A 19,632-nucleotide genomic window follows, 5' to 3' on the forward strand; every position below is an offset into this window, starting at 1 on the left:
TTACTCCACCATCAGGGATTCAGTAAGGTGGAGTGGGATGGGTTGGAATAGGTTCGATTGGATGTGTACCGGGCGATGGATGGTCGTTTCAGAGCGCTTCCCGGGCTGTTACCAGAAGCGGCGGAGGGAAATTGATACAGGCATAATCGGCCTACCGTTGCCGGCTGTGGAGCCTTTGATGAAATACGCCTTTTTCACCCTCGCCCTGATCCTTAACGCAAGCCCCGCTCTGGCGGCCGGCGACGCCGAGGCGGGCGGCAAGCTCTTCACCAAGACCTGCGGCGGCTGCCACAGCATCGGCGAAGGCGCGCGCGGCGGTTTCGGCCCGCAACTCAACGGCATCATCGGCCGGCCCGCCGGGACGACCACGGACTATCAGTATTCCGACGCGATGAAAAACTCCGGTGTGGTCTGGACCCGTGACAAGCTCGCGGCCTATATCGAGGCGCCGAAGAAGGTGGTGAGTGGTACGCGGATGATCTTCTGGGGTATCAGCGACCAGGAGAAAATTGAAAACATCCTGGCGTATCTGGAAACCTTCCAGCCCAAGTGATTGGTGTCGATCGAAGCCTGCGGGCTTTACCTTAAAAAAACCAGAGGCACGCTGATGGACCGGCAACTGCTCAAGCTCGCCCGCAACAAACAACTGGCACACCCCGCGATGCTCGACGAGTTCGACATCAACGATTGGATTGTGAAATACCAGGCGCTTTATCCTGGGCACAGCATCGAAAGAGGCTTCCTGGAAGGCGCACGCTGGCTGAACACCCAATTTAAACGGGTGAAGAGCAGCCGTCTGCACTATTCGTTCAGTACAGATGAGCCGCTGACGTATGACGCGCTGATCAGCGCACATATCGGGTCGGCCAATCACTTTTTCTGCGCAATGTCCGCCGAGGCCCTGCACGCCGTCGAGGCCAACCCGACAGCATCCCTTGAAGAGCACCTTTCATTCCGTTCTTCATTGACCAACGGTGAGTCCGGCCTGCCACCGGATCACCTCAACATGCTGCGGCTGGATTCGCTCTGCGGGCCGATCTGGGATCTTTATCAAAACCGCCATGACCTGCGTGTGCTGTTCCCCGACAACTGCCCGCATATGCTCAGCGCTATCAACTTTTTTGCCTATGAAAGCGACCTGGTTCAACTGACCCATAGTTTCAAAAAAATCTGGCAAGAGTTGTTGTACGGCGGCATGGAGTTTTTTGCCGACTCCAAAGGCGTACTGCTCTCCTCTGCGTCGGAGCATCTGGATCTGGTCAAAGTGATTTATGAATACCGCCGTGATCACCACAACGGTACTAACGGTCTGAGAATTTCCAACGACCTTCATCAGGGTCGCCAAACCTATGTGCCCCGGCTCGGGTGGCAGCGCTATATCCTATGCGTCGGCGCCGACGTGTTGTCGATCGGCAACTGGTCTGAATTAAGCGACAGCGTCCAGACAGCCGCGCTTTATGCGTATCTGTCGCCGTATTACATGATCGACGAGTACCTGCATCCGTTGTTCGATGCCTCTCTCGACCCGGCTGTAAAAAGTACAGAGTGCCAAAACCTGCTGCATATCTGGCTGCACCTTGCGGTGATCGCGGCGCAACTCAAAGAGCGCTATGGGCAGATGCCTGCGCCTCGGCAGTGGGAAGACCTGCTCAAGCTGTGTCCGCGGTTTTCCCGCAACACTCTTGTCGAACGGCTTGCAGAGTCCACGGGGCTTGCAGTTGAACAGGTAAACGCGGCCATTGATCTGCTCCTTTACGAGGCCAAGAGCCTGCAGCACGACCTGTGGTCGCGACCGTTGGTGAAGGTGGATGAAGACGTACTGATTCCGATCAGTGCGCCGTTGACGGCCAGCATTTCCAGGAATTTTGATATCTGGCTCAGCATCATCGACCCCAAAGGGAAGCAACGCGGACGACTGTTTGAACGTTACCTGCTCGCGGTGTTGGAAGATTGTCGCAAAACCAACCCGATCATGGCGGGCTTGACATGGTTGGGGGCGGTGAAGTTCAGAGGACCGTCCAAGGTTGTCGAGGAGATCGACCTTGTGTTCTCGTTTGGCAGTCTGCTGGTGGTGTGTGAATTGCGCAGTCGTCGAGCACCGATAACACCGCTGGATTACCACAACGATTTTTCCGACAACAATGGCATCATCCATAAAGCCCGCCAGGCGCGGCGAAAAGCCCAGCATATTCAGCAAGGACTGGGGGCATTTTGCAGCCAGTATTTTCCTCACCTCAGCGACGCGTCCGAAGTCACCGTGCTGCCGCTGGTGATCGTCAGTGGTCCTTATCACGCCGGTTTTGCATATGACGACGTGCCCATTCTGGATCCTCACTTGCTCAGGCATTTTCTCAAGGATGGCGAAGTCCGGTTTGGAGGACGCGCGGACTCCGATACCGCTCACGACTACGGCTATGCCTTATATAGCGATGTGGAAAGTGCGCAGCGTGAGTTCGCAGGTTATGCCGCGAACCCGGCTCTGATCAGGGTCTACCGAACCATGGCCCAGCCCCGGCTGCACAGGTACCCCCTGCGGGGCGAACAGGCTCAGCCAGTGCGGAGTCTGTTCTACGAGCTTTCGGGTTTCAGCTTCGAGGAGCAATTGGCCGTGGCACAGTCGGTTTCAGGCGGCAAACTGCGCAAAATTGACAGGTGATAAGGTTTGGAACATTCCCTGTGAGCCCTAGTCTCTTCATCACCCTCATTCGATAAGGATATCCTCCGTGAAGCGAATCGCATTGCTCTCCCTCGCTCTGGCCCTGGGCGCCTGCCAATCCAACCAACGCGACTCATCATCCAGCCTGTTCAAGGACGGCATTCAGTTTCGCCAGAAAACCGTGGCTGTGGATGCGGAACACGCCAAAGTCATTATGAAGTCCAGTGGCGGCACCCCCGCCGTCGACTTCTCGATCAGTCGCGAAGGCGATCCTGACTCACGCATGGAAGCCCTCGGCACGGTGATGGACACCGGCGAAGGCAAGGTCTTCAACTGGATCGCCAAGCTCAACCAGACCGTGGCCAGTGCGGGCTTCAAGCGTTTCCCACAACTGGAAATCCAGGCCGACCCCGGCAAGAAACTCACTGTATCGGGTTACGCGAACGACACCCGTACTGGTTACTACTACACCTGCGGGCCGGAGATGAATACGTTTAGCCCGGAGAAGGCAAAAGTGTATCTGGTGGAATTCCAATTCAAGGGTTCGGGGTGTGAGCAGCATGTGTATGACGTGACGGACCCGGCAAATCGGGTACCGGTGGCTGAGGCGGGGAGTGGGGGTAAGTCGGGTTGAGGGTTAGCCGTGGTGTGGTAGACCCTGCGGGAATACCACACCGTTGAAAGTGTGGGTGCAGCAGTTGCAGAAGGGTTTCATCTGCTCGGGCGTCAGCTGTGGGTTGACCTTTTGCAGCAGGCCGCCTTCGTCGACCCACAAGCCGCTGTAGTAGCTGTTTTCATCCGTTCTCACGTAATCCTGCTTGTCGCTTTCATGTTGCGCGACCATCCAGAACATCGGCTCCGGACGATCCAGGCGGGCGTTGGCTTCGCTGAACACCTGATCCCATGGGTGACCGACTTTGGAAAGTAGAAAGCGGAATAGCGGGGTGTAATCAAAGCCATGCCGTTTATGGCTATGCATCGAACCGCGGTTTGATTGTTTGTCTTTTTCGCTTTTGGTGTGCCGCTCATACCGGTAGGCGCGACAACTGCCGTGGCGCACGCCATGGGTTCGGGTGTTGACTGAGCGGTAGAGAAGGGGCTTTTGCGATGTGGGTTTCATTGCATCACGACGCCTTTTTGGATTGTTTTGGAGGCGGTGGCCAGGCGCCTTGGTAGCGGAAGGAGATTTGGTAGTCGAGGCGGTTGGGTTGGATCACGTGCTGGAAGTACGGCTGAATTAGCGTTATCCAATTGGGTTGGACGTTGAATACGTCGGCATATATCGCGGTCTCTTCGCTTAAGCCCAATGCTTCAAAAATACTGTCTGGGTCAGCGATATCCGCTGAGTATTCATCCGCTTTCAAGTCATTGCTGTGCTTTTCGTACCATCGCAGTCTGATTTTCATCACCATTTTCAGAATTCCTCTTTATCTATAAATTCGACGTTTCGGGTCCGCCGGTCCTCGACGCTCGGCGGTATAAGGATCAAATGCACCGAGGTGTTCCAAGTCACTTTTTCGATAGACTTCCAGCTCGGCTTTCTTGGAATCCCATTCAAATATTCTTTTTCCTTTTGCGTCTATCCAACGTTCGCGTAAGCCAACGCCCCCTCTTCTTGGCGTCACAGGCCTTTGCGGAATCAGACCAGGGAAGCCTGTTATATCTTCGGCTTTGGGGGCTGGGAAGTAGTCATGGTCTGGGTTTCTGAGCCCTTTCCTTGGCTTGTTGACCACCACATACAGCGGCCGTACCCCCGACTCCACCGGGAACACCAGAATAAAATCCCGATACTCCGGCGGATAAACCGGGTTCACCAGAATCTGCGCCGCTTTCTCCGTCGGCGGATAAATCCAGATCATCGGCGCTTGCGGCGCAGCCTCCAATGGCGGAATCCCCAGCGTGTCGCTGGGATCAACGGCGGGTGTCCAGATCAACTCCACACCCTCACCCAAATCCGCTACAAACTGATCGCTACGGTTTTGGAACTGCACCACATCAATCATCTGCCAATCGGCATGGTTGCCCGTGTAGAACCCATACCCCTTGAGCGTGCCGTCCTCGCGTTGCTCGATATGCAACCGCATCTGCGACCGCGCCCGTTGCATCGAACGCAACTGCTCCTCGCTGTAGAGCGCGCTATCACCCAGCTCTGACGGCCAGGCCAGCGCCACCAAGCCCGTCAGCAGGCCCCCGGCGACCGATCCAACGGCAGTTGCCGCCGACTCCCAAACGGCCGACCGCAACGCCAACTGGCCCAAACCTGCAGGCAATGTGCTGCCGCCGATCTTGCGCAAGGCAACCGCGCCCCTGCTATCCACCTCACGCCCACCCAGCAGGCTTAAGTGGCCGTACTCCTTGATCAGCTCCAGCGGGACATACCCGGCCTGGTCGAAGTAATGAGTGATGCCGTCAGGCAGTTGGCAAGGCTTCATGAAGACGCAGCCGGGAGGTTTGGCTCGCGTAGGGGCTGGGGCAGGGGATGGCTCGAAAAAATCAACCGATGGCGAATACGGCGCACGCGATGGCTGCGGCGTCAGGATGCGTTGTTTGCGTAACTCTTCTTCGGTGGGTGGGTAAGAGCGTTCTGGCATGACGGGCTCACGTCCTTGTGCGAGGAGGTGAGCCTACGAGCGCGCGAGCAGAAGCTTATGTCGGCTTAATTCGATTGTACGTGTGGGAAAAGTGGACTGAGATCTGGTTGGAAAGGCACGTTTCGATTATCTCGTTTTCTGTTTTTTTCGTTTAGCATTGGACTCAATCAGGTTGCGTAATACCGGAGTTGTATCTCTCAAACGATCCGTCCGTGAGAAAAGGAGGTAAAAGTTGCCGCGCAACGCCAGCCGAAATGGGAACCTTGGTTGCGGAGCCAATTGAAAACTGACATTTATATCTTTGATAAAGAAGATAAAACTGCGCCCGCATATAGACATCCTTCGCATCGCGCCTGCGGTTTGATAGCCTCGGAAACTGGCCGTATGAAACGCCGGGGGTAAAGGTAATAAAGAGCGAACAGGAAACTATTTATGATTTATGACAACGTTGATCCAGCGCTGCTTGCCTTTTTGCATAATCCTATGGCGGTAATGACCACGGAGCCTCCAGTAGGGGAACGTCTCAAGTGGCACACTCGAGTGCTTTACCGTATCCCGTTACTGCGTAGCCTGATTCGCTCCGAGCAGATCCAATCGTTACTCTGGGAAAAGCTTAGCGTTAACTTGCGGCATGCCCGCGACACCCTGCCTGATTATTTATTTGAAGACTACACACCCCTTAATCAGGAAACCATGCATCGTTTTACTGATCAGTTAGGTCTGTATTTCAAGGTTGGAGTTTTATTGTCGGGAGAGGACATTAAGTCAGCGTCTCGACGCGAAATGATCGCTGGGTTTAATGCGTCTTATACGTGGGCAGCGCTCGAATATACTTGTAATAGGGTTGCCGAAAGCTTGAAGCTGCGTGCAGTTCATAATTTGGCCATCCTCATGAATGCTAATTTATGGACGAGTTACTACCTAAGTGAAGTTTATTTTCTGATGGCGCAAGGTCTGCTGACGGCTAGGCTGGCGGGAGACACTCTTCATATTACGCCTACTGTGAAGCTACAACGACGGGTTAAGGGTTTTTGGCTAGCGGAAATTACCGAGGCTAATTCAAAGATCAGTGACTTGATTTCTCGGCATGACGCTATACCTTTACTTCAAAGATATGGGCGATTGCCAGAGGCGCTCCGAAAACTTTTGGTTGATCAGACCTTGGATAAATGTTTTTCCATACACGCCGACTATTTGTCAGAAGATATGGTCCGGCATCCGAAATATCAGTACCTGCGAGAAATCGTCGATTTTGCAGTTCACCTTGAGCTGCGTGTGATTTCAGGTCAAGTCACGACCGACGAAGCCTACTTGAGAAGTATTGTCAGCTCCGCAACAGTGGATATGATCAACAGTGCGCTGATTGGACGTTCACCCACGTTGGACTCAGCTAGCAGCTTTATTGAATACAAAGGCGGCGTATATATCAGGGGGGCGCTGAACTTTAAGTATGGGTTGAGAAAGTTTGTCAGGTTTTTATTGGGTGAGGCAAAAGGAAGTGAGAAAGGCCAAAATTTTGGTCACTTGCTAGGGGTGGGGTTCGAAAAAAATTATATCGTCAACTACATTCGGGATCTTAATGATCCGCGCTTCAAGGTCTATGATGAGTTTAAGCCGAGCAATAATTCGAAGGTTAAGGGGTATGATATAGATTTTATTCTTCAGGATGTAGAGGATGATATTTATTACTTTGTTCAGGTTAAGTATCAGTTGTCGGACATGCCGACCTACCTCGCGGAACAATGTCAGTTGTTTCTTAATGATAATTTCCGCGCCGGTTTTGTTCGCCAGTTAGCAGTGCTTAGAGATAGTCTGAGTGATGAGAGTATCCGCAAAAAGTTAAGTCGGCATGGTGTGGGCGGGGCTTATGAGCATAATAGTTATTTCGTGTTATTGCACAATATCCCATTTTTGAATTTTTATGAGTTGGACGGGTTTTTCTTTTATGAGTGGAATTTGCTCCGTAATTTACTGCGAAACGGGCGCGTGCAGGTTCGCAAAAATCGAGACCTTACGGAGGAGCGAGTTCTGAATAAACCACGGTTGCACCGGCCACAGGAGATGGTCGATGCTTACTTCAATCATACCCAGAGCGGCAGGCAGATGGCTGAGCACTATGATGTCTATTGTCGAGCTAACGCGCACTTTCTTTTTGATGACTTGAAGGTCATCTGCAAGCTGCTGTGAAATCACGCTCGCCGGTCACAGTGAGAAAACTGCATCGATCGTTTAAGCGGTGCAGGCTTTCACACTGTAGACTTTTCAAGGCCAGGAGTCAGAGCAGATGTTTGGAAATCAACCGCGAGATTTCCACAATCGAAGTCTTGCCGGTAAATTCGAATTTCACTTTGCCCAGCGACGAAAAGTAAATCTCCAGCTCCGAATCCAGGTCAAACGTCCCGGATGTCTCCACCGAATACGCCACGATGTTTTTATATGGCAGCGACGTGAAGTCTTTCTTGCTGCCGGTTATCCCCTGCACGTTCACCGCGATGATGCGCTTGGTGGTGAACACCACGCCGTCGCGCATGGCCTTGTAGGCGTCGACCACTTCTTCGCCGTCCAGCAGCAGGGCGGCGACGCGTTCGGCGTATTCGTTGTTTTGCTTGAGCTTGAAGAAGCCTTTGTTGTTGAAGTCGATCATGTCCTGCCTCTTGGGTGTATGCCGTTTTACTCGCGGATCTGTATCTAACGCGCGCATTTTGAACGCCCTACCATGGCGGCCAAGCTGACAACCTTGGCCAAATGTTTCGCCGACAACCTAACACCCAGGAGCCCAACAATGCCCGAACTGTCCAGTTGGCTGGCCTATGCGCTGATTTCACTCGGCATGGTGCTCACGCCCGGTCCGAACATGATTTACCTTATCTCCCGTTCGATCTGCCAGGGCCGCACGGCCGGGTTGATTTCCCTCGGCGGCGTGGCGTTGGGGTTTCTGGTTTATATGGTGTGCGCGGCTTTGGGGATCACGGCCCTGGTCATGGCGGTGCCGTTTGCCTATGACGCGCTGCGTTTCGGCGGCGCGCTGTACCTGGCCTACATGGCCTGGCAGGCGATCCGGCCGGGTGGGCGTTCGCCGTTCCAGGTGCGGGATCTGCCCAAGGACAGCCCGCGCAAGCTGTTCACCATGGGCCTGGTGACCAACCTGCTCAACCCCAAGGTGGCAGTGATGTATTTGTCGTTGCTGCCGCAGTTCATCGACCCGAACGGTCATGGCAGCGTGTTGACGCAATCCCTGGTGCTGGGCTTTACGCAGATTTTCATCAGCGTGAGCGTCAACGCCGTGATTGCCACAATGGCGGGGTCCATCGCGGTGTTTTTCGTTACCCGGCCGGGTTGGCAGGTGGTGCAGCGCTGGTTGATGGGCTCGGTATTGATGGGGTTGGCGGTGCGGATGGCGGTGGAGGGGCGGCGCTGAACCGTGCGTTACAGGATGGCTTTCAGGTAATCCTTGAGTGCGTTGAGCGGGGCATTGAGTTCATCCAGTGCCGACGTCTGGCGCACGCTCAGCGCCAAGCGCTGCAACTCGCGCCCCATCACTGTATCGGCCCCGCCCAGTGCTTCAAGCGCTTGATCAACACATTCCGCGACTTTGGATTGAATGGCCGCCAAGTCTCCCTGCCGCACCAGCAGCCCGAATACCTCCCGCTCATACCCATCCATCACCGGATCGTCCCGCAAGACCGGGCTGCCGCCGTCCGTCTCGTGCACCAGCTTCAGTGCAAAAAGCGCAACAGCTTCCAGCGTCAACTCCATGGTCTTGGTTCCTAAGGCTTGGGGGAGGGCGATGATCACTGTTCCAGGCAGGAAAAAAAAGCCCCCAATACCGCGAACCGCCAGGCTCACGCCCCTGTGAAGTCATTTGCCCAAGGAACAATGTTAATTAGCCATGTTCCAACTCGCCGTGCCAAATGCACTCGGCCACCAGACGGAGGCGGTGCAAGGCTTGACCCATTACAAGGACGCAAACACGCATGCACTCACTCCCCACCCAGGCCCCCACAGACACGCAAGTTGTGAGGATTAATCGATGATCTATCGCGGCGCAGGCTGGCTGACGTTGTTTACACCGGTGGCGATGGTGCTGCTATTGATGGGGCTGTGGCCCGACCCCAGCGTCAAACCCGGCAACACATCGCTGATGCAGGTGTTGCTCGGCTTCGGGGTGGGGTCAGCGATCAACACCCTGCTGGGCTTTGTACTGAACCGACAACCGCACGTCGATGGCGTGCGCCACCACTTCTTTTTCATGCCAATGCAATGGCCGGCGTTGGCGATCACGGTGGTCTGCGCGCTGATTGCCTTGTTGAAATAACCCTACCGGCCGCCCGGCAAGGGCGGCCTCAAGGAATGCCTGCCTCAGGTCCACGGGTCATTAACATATCGGTCATAAACCAGACGGAAGGCACTCAACAGACCTAAAGTTGAGGCGCTAGGGGCGGATAAACACTATGTCGTTTATATCCGCAACACTGTTCAAGGACCGAACTCATGCCCCAGCGCCTATCCAGCCGCATGCCCCTTCCCGTTTATCCTCGTTTCCGTTGGTTCGCCTTGATCCCGGTCGTGCCGGCCGTTTTGTGGATACTCGTGCAATCAACCTCGCCGGCCAATCTGCTGGCCTGCGCGGTACTGGTGGTGATCGGCCTCGGTGCCTGTGCCTGGAGCGCGGCTTCACAGCGCAACGCACTGCAGCGAGCGATTGCGCAGGCGCAGGCGGACCAGTCGAGTGCGCACGCACATGACGGCTTGGCCTCGCGTGCACAGCTCGATGAGGTATTGCTGGGTGCCATGCCCATCTGGGCCAAGCAGGTGGAGAGCTCGCGCCATCAGACCGAGGAAGCGATTGTGAGCCTGGTGAACCGTTTCACCGGGATCGCCACTCGCTTGGAGGAAACGGTACAAGCGTCGCAGCACGCGGCCGGCGAGCTGGACGGGCAGGCCGCTGACGGCGCGCTTGAGGTGCTGGCGCGCAGTGACAGCGAGTTGAGCCAGGTGATCAATTCGCTCAAGGCCACTCAAACCAGCCGTGACCAGACCCTGGCGCAGGTGCGCAGCCTGACCGCCTACACGGGCGAACTGCGTACCATGGCCGCTGATGTGGCAGCGATTGCCGCACAAACCAACCTGCTGGCCCTCAACGCGGCCATCGAAGCGGCGCGCGCCGGTGAGGCCGGTCGCGGCTTCGCGGTGGTGGCCGATGCGGTGCGCAGCCTGTCGAGCAAATCCAGTGAAACGGGCCAGCAGATGTCGGCCAAGGTCGACATCATCAACAACGCCATTACTCAATTGGTGCAGGCCGCGTCCAGCAGTGCCGACCAGGATAGCCATTCGGTGGCCGAGTCCGAAAACAGTATTCAAATGGTGCTCACACGCTTCCAGAACATCACTGGGCGCCTGGCCGAATCCGCCGACCTGCTCAAGCAGGAAAGCTACGGCATCCGCGATGAGATGACCGAGGTGTTGGTCAACCTGCAATTCCAGGACCGGGTCAGCCAGATCCTCAGTCACGTGCGCGACAACATGCACGCCCTGCATGACCATTTGCAACAGGCCAACCAGACCCCGGACCAGCCGCTGGCCATCGACGCCCGCCAATGGCTGGCGCGCATGGAAACCACCTATGCCACTGACGAGCAACGACGCCTCCATCGCGGCGAGGCGGCTGTGCAGTCGAATTCCCAAGACATCACTTTCTTTTAGGAGCACATCATGGCGAAGAATGTATTAGTGGTCGACGATTCCAGCAGCGTGCGCCAAGTGGTCGGCATCGCCTTGAAAAGCGCCGGTTACGACGTGATCGAGGCCAGCGACGGCAAGGACGCCCTGAACAAGCTGACCGGGCAAAAAGTGCACCTGATCATCAGCGACGTGAACATGCCCAACATGGATGGCATCACCTTCGTCAAGGAGGTGAAGAAGCTGGCCAACTACAAGTTCACACCGATCATCATGCTGACCACCGAGTCTCAGGAATCGAAGAAGGCCGAAGGCCAGGCCGCGGGCGCCAAGGCGTGGGTGGTCAAGCCGTTCCAGCCGGCGCAAATGCTGGCGGCGGTCTCCAAATTGATCCTGCCCTGACACCCGGCGCCAGGGAGGCCACCATGCCGATCACTCACGAAACAATCGACGACACCGCCCATGTGGGCATCGACGGCGAACTCACGATCTACACCGTCGCTGAACTGGCGGGCGCGTTGTTGTCGCAGATGGGCGCGGCCCCGCGCCTGGAACTGGACCTGTCCCAGGTGACGGAAATGGACGGTGCCGGCCTGCAGTTGCTGGCCGTCATCCAGCGTGAAGCCGGCATTGCCGGTACCGCCTTGAGTGTGACCGGCCAGAGCCAGGCAGTCATGCAGGCGCTCCAACTGTGTCGCAGCGCCGCGCTTTAAGCGGCACTGTCCCGTTCATTGATCGACAAGGAAAGTCCAGGTGAGCATCAATCTCGATCAGGCACTGCAGACCTTCATCGTCGAGGCGCGCGAGCTGCTGCAGGCCATGGAGCAATCCCTGCTGCAGTTGGAAAGCGACCCCGGCGACCAGGATGCCATCGGCGCAATTTTCCGCGCCGCGCACACTATCAAGGGGTCCGCCGGGCTGTTCGGCCTCGCGTCGATCGTGGGGTTCACGCATATCGTCGAAGACGTTCTCGACCGCCTGCGCGATGGCAGTGTGGCGGTGGACGCGGCGTTGATCGCGCTGCTGCTCAAGTGCGGCGACCACATGCTTGAACTGATCGACGTGGTCGCCAGTCGCGGTGAGACGCCGACCCCGGCCGCGCTGGAGCGCGGTGAGACCTTGCGCGAGGCGCTGAGCGACTACCAGCCGCTGCGCACCGCCACCGCCGACGTCGTACCCGCTGCGGTGCACGACGACACGGGGGCCGATGTGCTTTGGCATATTTCTCTGCGTTTCGGCGTGGACGTGTTCCGTAATGGCATGGACCCGCTGTCGTTCCTGCGCTACCTCGATACGCTGGGGCAAATGGTACAGGTCACCACCCTGACCGACAGCATCCCTGCCCTGGAGCACTGGGACCCGGAAAGCTGCTACCTGGGCTTCGAGATCGACCTGCGTTCGACGGCCAGCCATGCCACGCTCAACGAAGTGTTCGACTTCGTGCGCGACGACTGTGACGTGCAGATCCGCGCCGTTGACGAAACGCCCGAAAGCAGCGTCGCCATCGGCAGTGACCTGATCGCGCACGCCGAGCCAGGCCTGGCCCCCGCGTCGCCCCAGCGCCAGCCAGCGAACAGCGAGGCGAAAACCCGCGACGGCAGTTATGTTCGGGTCAACGCCGACAAGCTCGACGAGTTGATCAACCTGGTCGGCGAATTGGTGATCGCCAGCGCCGGCGCAAGCCTGTTGGCGCGTTCCTGTAACAACGACCCGCTGCAGGAGGCCACCTCGACGGTGTCGGGGCTGGTGGAAGAGATCCTCGATGGTGCCCTGCACCTGCGCATGATCCCCATCGGCGACACGTTCAACCGCTTCCGCCGCGTGGTGCGCGATGTCAGCCAGGAACTGGGCAAGGACATCGAGCTGATCATCAGCGGCGCGGAGACCGAGCTGGACAAGACCGTGGTCGAGAAGATCGGCGACCCGCTGATGCACCTCCTGCGCAACGCCATGGACCACGGTATCGAAAGTGCCGATGCGCGACGTGCGGCGGGCAAGTCGAGCAAGGGCCATCTGAGCCTGAATGCCTACCACGACTCTGGAAGCATCGTTATCGAAATCGCCGACGACGGCGCCGGGCTCAACCGCGACCGCATTCTGGAAAAAGCCCAGGAACGCGGGCTGGTGGCCAGCGGCGCGGTGCTCACCGACCAGGAGGTCTACAACCTGATCTTCGAAGCGGGCTTCTCCACCGCCGAGGCCGTCACCAACCTCTCCGGGCGGGGCGTCGGCATGGACGTGGTCAAGCGCAATATCACGCTGTTGCGCGGCACCGTGGACCTCGACAGCCGCCCAGGCCAGGGCACGGTGGTGCGCATTCGCTTGCCGCTGACCCTGGCGATCATCAATGGCTTCCTGGTCGGCATCGACCAATCCACCTACGTGATTCCGCTGGACATGGTCCAGGAATGCGTTGAGCTGGATGACCGCCAGCGCCAGTCCAGCCGCGATCAGGGCTATCTGGACCTGCGTGGCGAGGTGCTGCCCCTGGTGGACCTGCGCGACCACTTCAGCCACGAAGGCCCGGCCGCGCGCCGTCAGAACGTGGTGGTGGTGCGCTATGCCGAGCACAAGGCCGGGCTGGTGGTCGATGACCTGCACGGCGAGTTCCAGACCGTGATCAAGCCCCTGGGCAAGCTGTTCGGCGCACTGCGCGGTATCAGTGGCTCGACCATTCTGGGCAGCGGCGCGGTGGCCTTGATCCTGGATGTACCGGCGCTACTCAATCAAATCGTACAACTGGAAGCCCGCACGGCCCAGGCGCCTCAGTCGCCACCGCTCGTCGCCCGCTGACGTCTTTGCAATTCCATGGAGGTTCCCCGATGAAATGGTTCTACGATCTTAAAATTTCCACCAAGCTGATCAGCTCGTTCCTGGTGGTCCTGGCCCTCACCGGGGCCATGGGCGCCTTCGCTATCCTTCAGCTCGGTGCCGTCAACCAGGCCGCCCAGGACATCAAGGGCAACTGGATGCCCTCCATGCGTGCCGCCGCAGGCATGCGTTTTTTTGCCGCCAACTATCGCTTGAAAGAAAACCGCCACATCGGTACCGAGATTCCCGAAGAAAAGGCCCAGGCCGAACGCGAAGCCGCCGAGGCGCGCCAGCAGTTCGAAACCCGCATGCAGACCTACGAGCAATTGCTGTCGAACGATGAAGATCGTCAACTCCTGCTTAGCGTGAAAAGCGCATGGGACGCCTACATTGCGAGCAGCAAGCAGGTCCTGGAGTTTTCCCGTCAGAACCAGGAAGCCCAGGCGCGCAGTTTGCTCCGGGGTGAATCCAAAGGGCATTTCGATGAGGTGACCAGCCGCCTGCAGAAAATGGTCGAACTCAATGACGCCGGCGCCACTGCCGCGGGTGACAAGGGCTCGGCGCTGTATGAAAGCTCACGCGTGTCGATCATCGCGGTACTGGCCGCATCCCTGCTGATCGGTCTGGGCCTGGCGATATTCATCGCGCGGATCATTTCCCGGCCGTTGCGCCAGGCGGCGAGCGCCGCCGAGCAATTGGCCGAAGGCAACCTTAATGCGCACATCGAGCCAGGTGGCAAAGATGAAACCGGCATGGTGCTCAACGCCATGCGCAACATGGTCGGCAAGCTGGCCCATATCATCGGCGAAGTGCGTAACGCCTCCGATAACCTCGCCAGCGCCTCCGAACAAGTCAGCGCCACCGCGCAATCGATGAGCCAGGCCACCAGTGAACAGGCCGCCAGTGTCGAGGAAACCAGTGCGTCGGTCGAACAGATGAGCGCCAGCATCAACCAGAACACCGAAAACGCCAAGGTCACGGATGGCATGGCCAGCAAAGCGGCCAAGGAAGCCACCGAGGGCGGCGAATCGGTACAGCAGACGGTGGTGGCGATGAAGAAAATCGCCCAGCGCATCAGCATCATCGATGATATCGCTTACCAGACCAATCTGCTCGCGCTCAATGCCGCCATCGAGGCCGCCCGGGCCGGCGAGCACGGCAAGGGGTTCGCCGTGGTGGCCGCCGAAGTGCGCAAGCTGGCCGAACGCAGCCAGGTCGCCGCCCAGGAAATCGGCGAACTTTCTTCCAGCAGCGTGGAGATGGCCGAGAAAGCCGGCAAGTTGCTCGACGAAATGGTGCCTTCCATCAACAAGACGTCCGACCTGGTGCAGGAAATCAGCGCGGCGTCCGAAGAACAGGCCGCCGGTGTCGCGCAGATCAACACGGCGATGACCCAGCTCAACCAAGTGACCCAGCAAAACGCCTCGAGCAGTGAGGAACTGGCGGCCACGGCCGAAGAAATGAGCAGCCAGGCCGAGCAACTGCAACAGGCCATGAGTTTCTTCGTGCTGGATTCAGCGTCCAAGGCTGCGGTGCAAAGCACCGGCGTGGACAGCCCCGGCAGCACGCCCAACCGTCAACCGCCGCGCACCAAACCAACGCCGCCGCGCAAGGCGTTCGCCTACACCATGGCCAGTGCCCCGGACGAATCGGATTTCACCCGCTTCTGATCGCACGATCGATGCGGGCCTACAAGGGAGAGTAGTGACATGGGCGCAGTAATGACGACTCGGCAGACCGCGATGGCGGTCGATGAGGATGCGCAGTACCTGACCTTCATGCTGGGCGGCGAAATGTTCGCCATCGGCATCCTGGGGATCAAGGAAATTATCGAATACGGCAGCCTGACCGTGGTGCCGATGATGCCCGCTTTCGTGCGCGGGGTGATCAACCTGCGCGGCGCAGTGGTGCCGGTGGTGGACTTGTCGGCGCGCTTTGGGCGGGCCAACTCGGCGATCACCCGGCGTTCCTGCGTGATCATCATCGAGGCGAGTACCGAGGACGGTCAGCCACAGGACATCGGGCTGCTGGTCGATACGGTATCTGCCGTGCAGGAGATCCCCGCCACGCAGATCGAACCGCCACCGAGTTTCGGTGCGCGCATTCGCGCCGATTTCATCAGTGGCATGGCCAAGGTCGAGGGCAAATTCGTGATCGTGCTGGAAGTGGACAAGGTGCTGTCCATCGACGAGATGTCCAGCTTGGCCGAGGCCGGCCAGGCGCCGGCCCCTGACCTCGACCTGCGTTGAGGCTCGATCATGTCAGACACCGTCTCCATCGACGATCATGAATTCGGTCAGTTCCAGACCTGGCTGTACCGGGCGGCCGGCATCAACCTGTCGCCCGCCAAGAAAGCCCTGGTGGCCGGGCGCCTGTTCAAGCGCCTCAAGCACTATGAGCTGCAGAGCTATGGTGAGTATTTCAAGCTGATCATGAATGACCAGCGCAAGGGCGAACTGCAGGTTGCGCTGGATTTGCTGACCACCAACGAAACCTATTTTTTTCGCGAGCCCAAGCACTTCGACTTCCTGCGTCAGCACGTGCTGCCCCAGGCCGCGCCGGGCCGGATGTTTCGCGTGTGGAGCGCGGCCAGTTCCACCGGAGAAGAGCCCTACAGCCTGGCGATGACCCTGGCCGAAAGCCTCGGTACCACGCCCTGGGAAGTGATCGGCTCGGACATCAGCTCCCAGGTACTGGCCAAGGCGCGCACGGGGCATTACTCAATGGAACGCATCGAGACATTGCCCCAGCCGCTGCTGGTCAAGTACTGCCTCAAGGGCATAGGGCGTCAGGAGGGCACCGTCCTGATCGACAAGACCGTGCGCAACCGCGTCAACTTTATCCAGGTCAACCTTAACGAAGCGCTGCCGGCGCTGGGGGAGTTCGAGGTGATTTTCCTGCGCAACGTGATGATTTATTTCGATCAGCAGACCAAGAGCCAGGTGGTCGCGCGTCTGTTGCCGCTGCTTAAACGCGGTGGTTATTTGATCATCAGTCACTCCGAAAGCCTCCACGGCGTCAATGACACCTTGAAGCTGGTGGCGCCGTCGATTTACCGCAAGCCATGAAAAAGCCTGTGGGTACGACCGAAGTGGTATTGGCGCCTGGCCAAGTCAGTTTTGCAACGCGGCCGACGCGCCTGCGGACCTTGCTCGGCTCCTGTGTGGCGATTACCTTTTGGCATCCGCAGCGGCTGATCGGCGGCATGTGTCACTTCATGCTGCCGGGGCGCCTGCGCAACCATCAGCCCCTCGATGGCCGGTATGCCGACGAAGCCCTGGAACTGCTGCTGCGTCACGCGCAAATCAATGGCACGCATGCACGGGATTACCAGGTCAAGCTGTTCGGTGGCGGCGAGATGTTTCCTGATCTGCAACGCCGTCTGCCGACGCAGGACGTCGCCAGCCTGAATATTCGCGCGGCGCTGGCCCTGGCCGAGCGTCATCACCTGCACCTGACCGCCCAGGACATGGGCAGTACCGGTTACCGCACGATCATGTTCGACCTGTGGAACGGCAACGTCTGGGTTCGGCACCAACCAATGGGAATACTTCAAGAAGATGCCTACCAAAAAAATCAGTGTGCTGCTGGTCGATGATTCGGCCGTGGTGCGCCAGGTACTGCTGGCGATTCTCAGCGATACGCCGGATATCCACGTCATGGGGGCGGCTTCCGACCCGATTTTCGCCATGGACAAACTGGCGCGGGAATGGCCGGACGTGATCGTGCTGGACGTCGAAATGCCGCGCATGGACGGCATCACGTTTCTCAAGAAAATCATGAGCGAGCGGCCAACGCCGGTGGTGATCTGCTCCTCGCTGACCCAGAAAGGCGCGGAAACCTCCCTGCAGGCGCTGTCGGCGGGCGCTGTGGAAATCATCACCAAGCCCTCAACCGGCCTGAAGAGTTTCCTGATTGAATCGGCGGCCGAGTTAGTGGCCGCGATCCGGGCCGCCGCAAACTCCAACGTCAGGAACCTGGGAAAACGCAGCGTCAGCCCGCCCTTGGTTCCAGCCAGCAAGCTCAGTGCCGATGCGATCCTGCCCGCCGCCAATGGCCATGCCATGGCCCAGACCACCGAGCGCATCGTCGTCATCGGCACCTCCACCGGCGGCACCCAAGCGCTGGAAGCCGTGCTGACGGCACTGCCGCGCGTATGCCCGGGTATGGTGATCGTGCAGCACATGCCCGAGAAGTTCACCGCTTCGTTCGCCGAGCGCCTCAACAGCGTGTGCGAAATCGAAGTGCGCGAAGCGCGCAACAACGACCGTATCCTGCCTGGCTTGGCCCTGATCGCACCCGGCGGCAAGCACCTGATGGTCAACCGCAGCGGCGCCTATTACCACGCTCAGGTGATCGATGGACCGCTGGTCAACCGCCATCGCCCCTCCGTGGATGTGCTATTTCGCTCGGTGGCCCGCTACGCCGGCAGGAATGCCACCGGCATCATCATGACCGGCATGGGCGACGACGGCGCACGCGGGCTCAAGGAAATGCTCGAGGCCGGGGCCGCGACAGTCGCCCAGGATGAAGCCAGTTGCGTGGTGTTCGGCATGCCCAAGGAAGCCATCAAACTCAACGCCGCTCAGCGCATCATGGCGCTGGAGGATATTTATCGGGCGATCTTGCATAAGTGAGGGGGGAGGGTGATGTAGCGGGTGTGTAGGTCGGTGGTTTGAGGATGTTCACTGCACCGAACACGGCTCTTAGAAATAGAGAAATTCGAGAGCTGAGAGGGGGCGGGCAGCGGGTGATCCTCACTTGGAGTTGTCCGGGAACTCTGCGCAATGGGGAGCTGGCAGGGATATTGCCACCGAAACCGGCTTGGAGCACCGCCCGAAGTCGGATGGGGGGGGGCGTGGCCGGCTTCTACTGGCGTCGCTTCATGCTCTGCCAGTAGGCGTGGGATTCTCGCTGGTGTTGTGGAAGCCTGAGATCAAGTAAGGGTTAGAGCAGCAGCTCGCCGCGACAATGCGCCGCGGCAGAGTTTAATTGGAGACCAGATGCCGGCATGGGCCATCAGTGAGATGGCTTTCCATCCTTTGCGAGCAGTTCCTTTGCCATCTCCATTGCTTGCTCGCGTGAAGAAGCTAGAAGCAAAGGGTAGCCCCAGAACTTGGCAAAAACGATTGCGAATGCCCTGAAACCAAGACGTTTTGCCGAGTTGGGTTCGATCATGATCATAGCCAGAACTAACCTACGCAATTCAAGCTTGTGCTTTTTCATCCAGAGCGCGGTGCGTTTCTTTTCTTCCGGTGAGTGCTCATGGTCTTCGGCAGGTACGGTATCGGTCAAGATTACGAAGGACTCCCCGCGCTGCAGATTGGCCTCGAATTCGGCGAAATCCTTTTGGTGATCGTGTCCGGGCTCTTGCGTAAGGCTCATCCAGACAAAAGGGAAGTCAGAACTATTCACCGACATGGACGTTTCCTATGTTTTTAATGCAGCGCCAGGTGGCCGCAATGGCGAACACGCCTGGCAACGTAATGAAAAACACGGCCGAAAAAGCAACGTGCCAACCGTCGCGCAATCCGTCGGAAATTCCTCCGAGGGTATTCAGGGCGAGAAGTAGGCTGCCGAGAACCAAAGCTGCCCACTGAGCCTTACGGGTTCCTATCAGTGCGAGAAGGACCGTTACGATCCAAGAACCATAGAATGCTGAAAACATCCACAGTACATTGGGCTCAAACGTAATCGCAGGTGTCGCTCCGTGCGCTCTCACAAAATCGTTTACGTAGAAAAATAACTGAAAGGTGACAAAAAGTACGGCCCCCACAGCTGTCGTCAGCCAAAACACGGCCACTTTGTTTGCGTTGTTCCTGGCCGTGTCTTGGGCGGGGTCTAGGGTAGGCTTACTGGGCATAAGAGCTTTCTCGATAATCAATGGATGTTGTA

22 protein-coding genes and 1 pseudogene are annotated in these 19,632 nt (G+C 58.0%); 16 read left to right on the plus strand and 7 right to left on the minus strand.

The genetic code is table 11. The features are described from left to right. The first annotated feature begins 178 nt into the window (after positions 1 to 178). From BM110_RS16890 to BM110_RS16900, 3 genes are all read left to right on the plus strand, one after another. Positions 179 to 553, plus strand: coding sequence for a c-type cytochrome (locus BM110_RS16890; RefSeq protein WP_092249302.1), 375 nt, complete (start codon positions 179 to 181; stop codon positions 551 to 553). A gap of 3 nt (positions 554 to 556) precedes the next feature. Continuing rightward, the gene (locus BM110_RS16895) at positions 557 to 2,656 is read left to right on the plus strand and encodes a hypothetical protein (protein ID WP_256575436.1); all 2,100 of its coding nucleotides are present in this window, start codon (positions 557 to 559) and stop codon (positions 2,654 to 2,656) included. Positions 2,657 to 2,723: 67 nt separating this feature from the next. Beyond that, a complete protein-coding gene (locus BM110_RS16900; protein WP_092249296.1) occupies positions 2,724 to 3,290 on the plus strand; it encodes a hypothetical protein in 567 nt (188 codons plus the stop codon). Positions 3,291 to 3,293: 3 nt separating this feature from the next. Here BM110_RS16900 and BM110_RS16905 read toward each other — a convergent pair whose 3' ends face one another. The 3 genes from BM110_RS16905 to BM110_RS16915 all read right to left on the minus strand — a co-directional run bounded on the left by BM110_RS16905 (position 3,294) and on the right by BM110_RS16915 (position 5,247). Continuing rightward, a complete protein-coding gene (locus tag BM110_RS16905; RefSeq protein ID WP_371914427.1) occupies positions 3,294 to 3,635 on the minus strand; it encodes a hypothetical protein in 342 nt (113 codons plus the stop codon). A 145-nt stretch (positions 3,636 to 3,780) separates the two neighbouring features. Beyond that, a complete protein-coding gene (locus BM110_RS16910; protein ID WP_071496423.1) occupies positions 3,781 to 4,068 on the minus strand; it encodes a colicin E3-like toxin immunity protein in 288 nt (95 codons plus the stop codon). 15 nt (positions 4,069 to 4,083) lie between these two features. Next, positions 4,084 to 5,247, minus strand: a complete 1,164-nt coding sequence (locus BM110_RS16915) for an S-type pyocin domain-containing protein (protein ID WP_093128339.1) — start codon at positions 5,245 to 5,247, stop codon at positions 4,084 to 4,086. A gap of 432 nt (positions 5,248 to 5,679) precedes the next feature. On the opposite strand from BM110_RS16915, the gene BM110_RS16920 reads away from it, so the two are divergent. Further along, complete coding sequence (locus BM110_RS16920) at positions 5,680 to 7,434, plus strand: hypothetical protein (RefSeq protein ID WP_093513869.1); 1,755 nt, start codon at positions 5,680 to 5,682, stop codon at positions 7,432 to 7,434. An 88-nt stretch (positions 7,435 to 7,522) separates the two neighbouring features. On the opposite strand, the gene BM110_RS16925 is transcribed toward BM110_RS16920, so the two are convergent. Further along, positions 7,523 to 7,891, minus strand: coding sequence for a PH domain-containing protein (locus tag BM110_RS16925; protein WP_071489223.1), 369 nt, complete (start codon positions 7,889 to 7,891; stop codon positions 7,523 to 7,525). A gap of 138 nt (positions 7,892 to 8,029) precedes the next feature. On the opposite strand from BM110_RS16925, the gene BM110_RS16930 reads away from it, so the two are divergent. Beyond that, positions 8,030 to 8,665: a LysE family translocator gene (locus BM110_RS16930; RefSeq protein WP_024077308.1), complete on the plus strand. Its 636-nt coding sequence runs from the start codon at positions 8,030 to 8,032 to the stop codon at positions 8,663 to 8,665. Positions 8,666 to 8,673: 8 nt separating this feature from the next. Here the strand turns inward: BM110_RS16930 and BM110_RS16935 are convergent, their stop codons facing one another. Next, positions 8,674 to 9,003: a hypothetical protein gene (locus BM110_RS16935; protein ID WP_093513870.1), complete on the minus strand. Its 330-nt coding sequence runs from the start codon at positions 9,001 to 9,003 to the stop codon at positions 8,674 to 8,676. A 274-nt stretch (positions 9,004 to 9,277) separates the two neighbouring features. Here BM110_RS16935 and BM110_RS16940 point away from each other — a divergent pair, with 274 nt between their 5' ends. The 11 genes and pseudogenes from BM110_RS16940 to BM110_RS30200 all read left to right on the plus strand — a co-directional run. Beyond that, the gene (locus tag BM110_RS16940; protein WP_093513871.1) at positions 9,278 to 9,562 is read left to right on the plus strand and encodes a hypothetical protein; all 285 of its coding nucleotides are present in this window, start codon (positions 9,278 to 9,280) and stop codon (positions 9,560 to 9,562) included. 476 nt (positions 9,563 to 10,038) lie between these two features. Next, on the plus strand, positions 10,039 to 10,950 hold the full coding sequence (locus BM110_RS16945) for a methyl-accepting chemotaxis protein (protein ID WP_371914395.1): 912 nt from the start codon (positions 10,039 to 10,041) through the stop codon (positions 10,948 to 10,950). 9 nt (positions 10,951 to 10,959) lie between these two features. Continuing rightward, complete coding sequence (locus tag BM110_RS16950; protein WP_058423391.1) at positions 10,960 to 11,328, plus strand: response regulator; 369 nt, start codon at positions 10,960 to 10,962, stop codon at positions 11,326 to 11,328. Between the two features lie 23 nt (positions 11,329 to 11,351). Next, positions 11,352 to 11,639: an STAS domain-containing protein gene (locus BM110_RS16955; protein WP_058423390.1), complete on the plus strand. Its 288-nt coding sequence runs from the start codon at positions 11,352 to 11,354 to the stop codon at positions 11,637 to 11,639. A gap of 40 nt (positions 11,640 to 11,679) precedes the next feature. Then, positions 11,680 to 13,719, plus strand: coding sequence for a chemotaxis protein CheA (locus BM110_RS16960; RefSeq protein ID WP_093513872.1), 2,040 nt, complete (start codon positions 11,680 to 11,682; stop codon positions 13,717 to 13,719). Between the two features lie 29 nt (positions 13,720 to 13,748). Continuing rightward, positions 13,749 to 15,407: a methyl-accepting chemotaxis protein gene (locus BM110_RS16965; RefSeq protein WP_092249257.1), complete on the plus strand. Its 1,659-nt coding sequence runs from the start codon at positions 13,749 to 13,751 to the stop codon at positions 15,405 to 15,407. 39 nt (positions 15,408 to 15,446) lie between these two features. Further along, positions 15,447 to 15,986, plus strand: coding sequence for a chemotaxis protein CheW (locus BM110_RS16970; RefSeq protein WP_092249254.1), 540 nt, complete (start codon positions 15,447 to 15,449; stop codon positions 15,984 to 15,986). 9 nt (positions 15,987 to 15,995) lie between these two features. Beyond that, positions 15,996 to 16,805 carry a CheR family methyltransferase gene (locus BM110_RS16975; RefSeq protein WP_093513873.1) on the plus strand — a complete coding sequence of 270 codons (810 nt, stop codon included), beginning with the start codon at positions 15,996 to 15,998 and terminating at the stop codon, positions 16,803 to 16,805. Then, positions 16,802 to 17,335 (plus strand): chemoreceptor glutamine deamidase CheD, encoded by a 534-nt coding sequence (gene cheD, locus BM110_RS16980; RefSeq protein WP_058423385.1) that lies wholly within the window; start codon positions 16,802 to 16,804, stop codon positions 17,333 to 17,335. Before BM110_RS16975 ends, cheD begins: the two co-directional genes overlap by 4 nt. Further along, positions 17,298 to 18,374, plus strand: coding sequence for a protein-glutamate methylesterase/protein-glutamine glutaminase (locus BM110_RS16985; RefSeq protein ID WP_093513874.1), 1,077 nt, complete (start codon positions 17,298 to 17,300; stop codon positions 18,372 to 18,374). The genes cheD and BM110_RS16985 overlap by 38 nt, the downstream gene beginning before the upstream one ends. Before the next feature lie 104 nt (positions 18,375 to 18,478). Next, positions 18,479 to 18,678, plus strand: a pseudogene (locus BM110_RS30200) (type VI secretion protein); the annotation flags it as partial. A gap of 78 nt (positions 18,679 to 18,756) precedes the next feature. Here BM110_RS30200 and BM110_RS16990 read toward each other — a convergent pair. Further along, a complete protein-coding gene (locus BM110_RS16990) occupies positions 18,757 to 19,158 on the minus strand; it encodes a hypothetical protein (RefSeq protein ID WP_092249242.1) in 402 nt (133 codons plus the stop codon). After that, positions 19,145 to 19,600 (minus strand): hypothetical protein, encoded by a 456-nt coding sequence (locus BM110_RS16995; protein ID WP_092249239.1) that lies wholly within the window; start codon positions 19,598 to 19,600, stop codon positions 19,145 to 19,147. Before BM110_RS16995 ends, BM110_RS16990 begins: the two co-directional genes overlap by 14 nt. Positions 19,601 to 19,632 lie beyond the last annotated feature (32 nt).

The sequence above is a fragment of the Pseudomonas sp. NFPP28 genome, from assembly GCF_900115535.1.
In the GTDB taxonomy this organism is placed as follows: domain Bacteria; phylum Pseudomonadota; class Gammaproteobacteria; order Pseudomonadales; family Pseudomonadaceae; genus Aquipseudomonas; species Aquipseudomonas extremorientalis.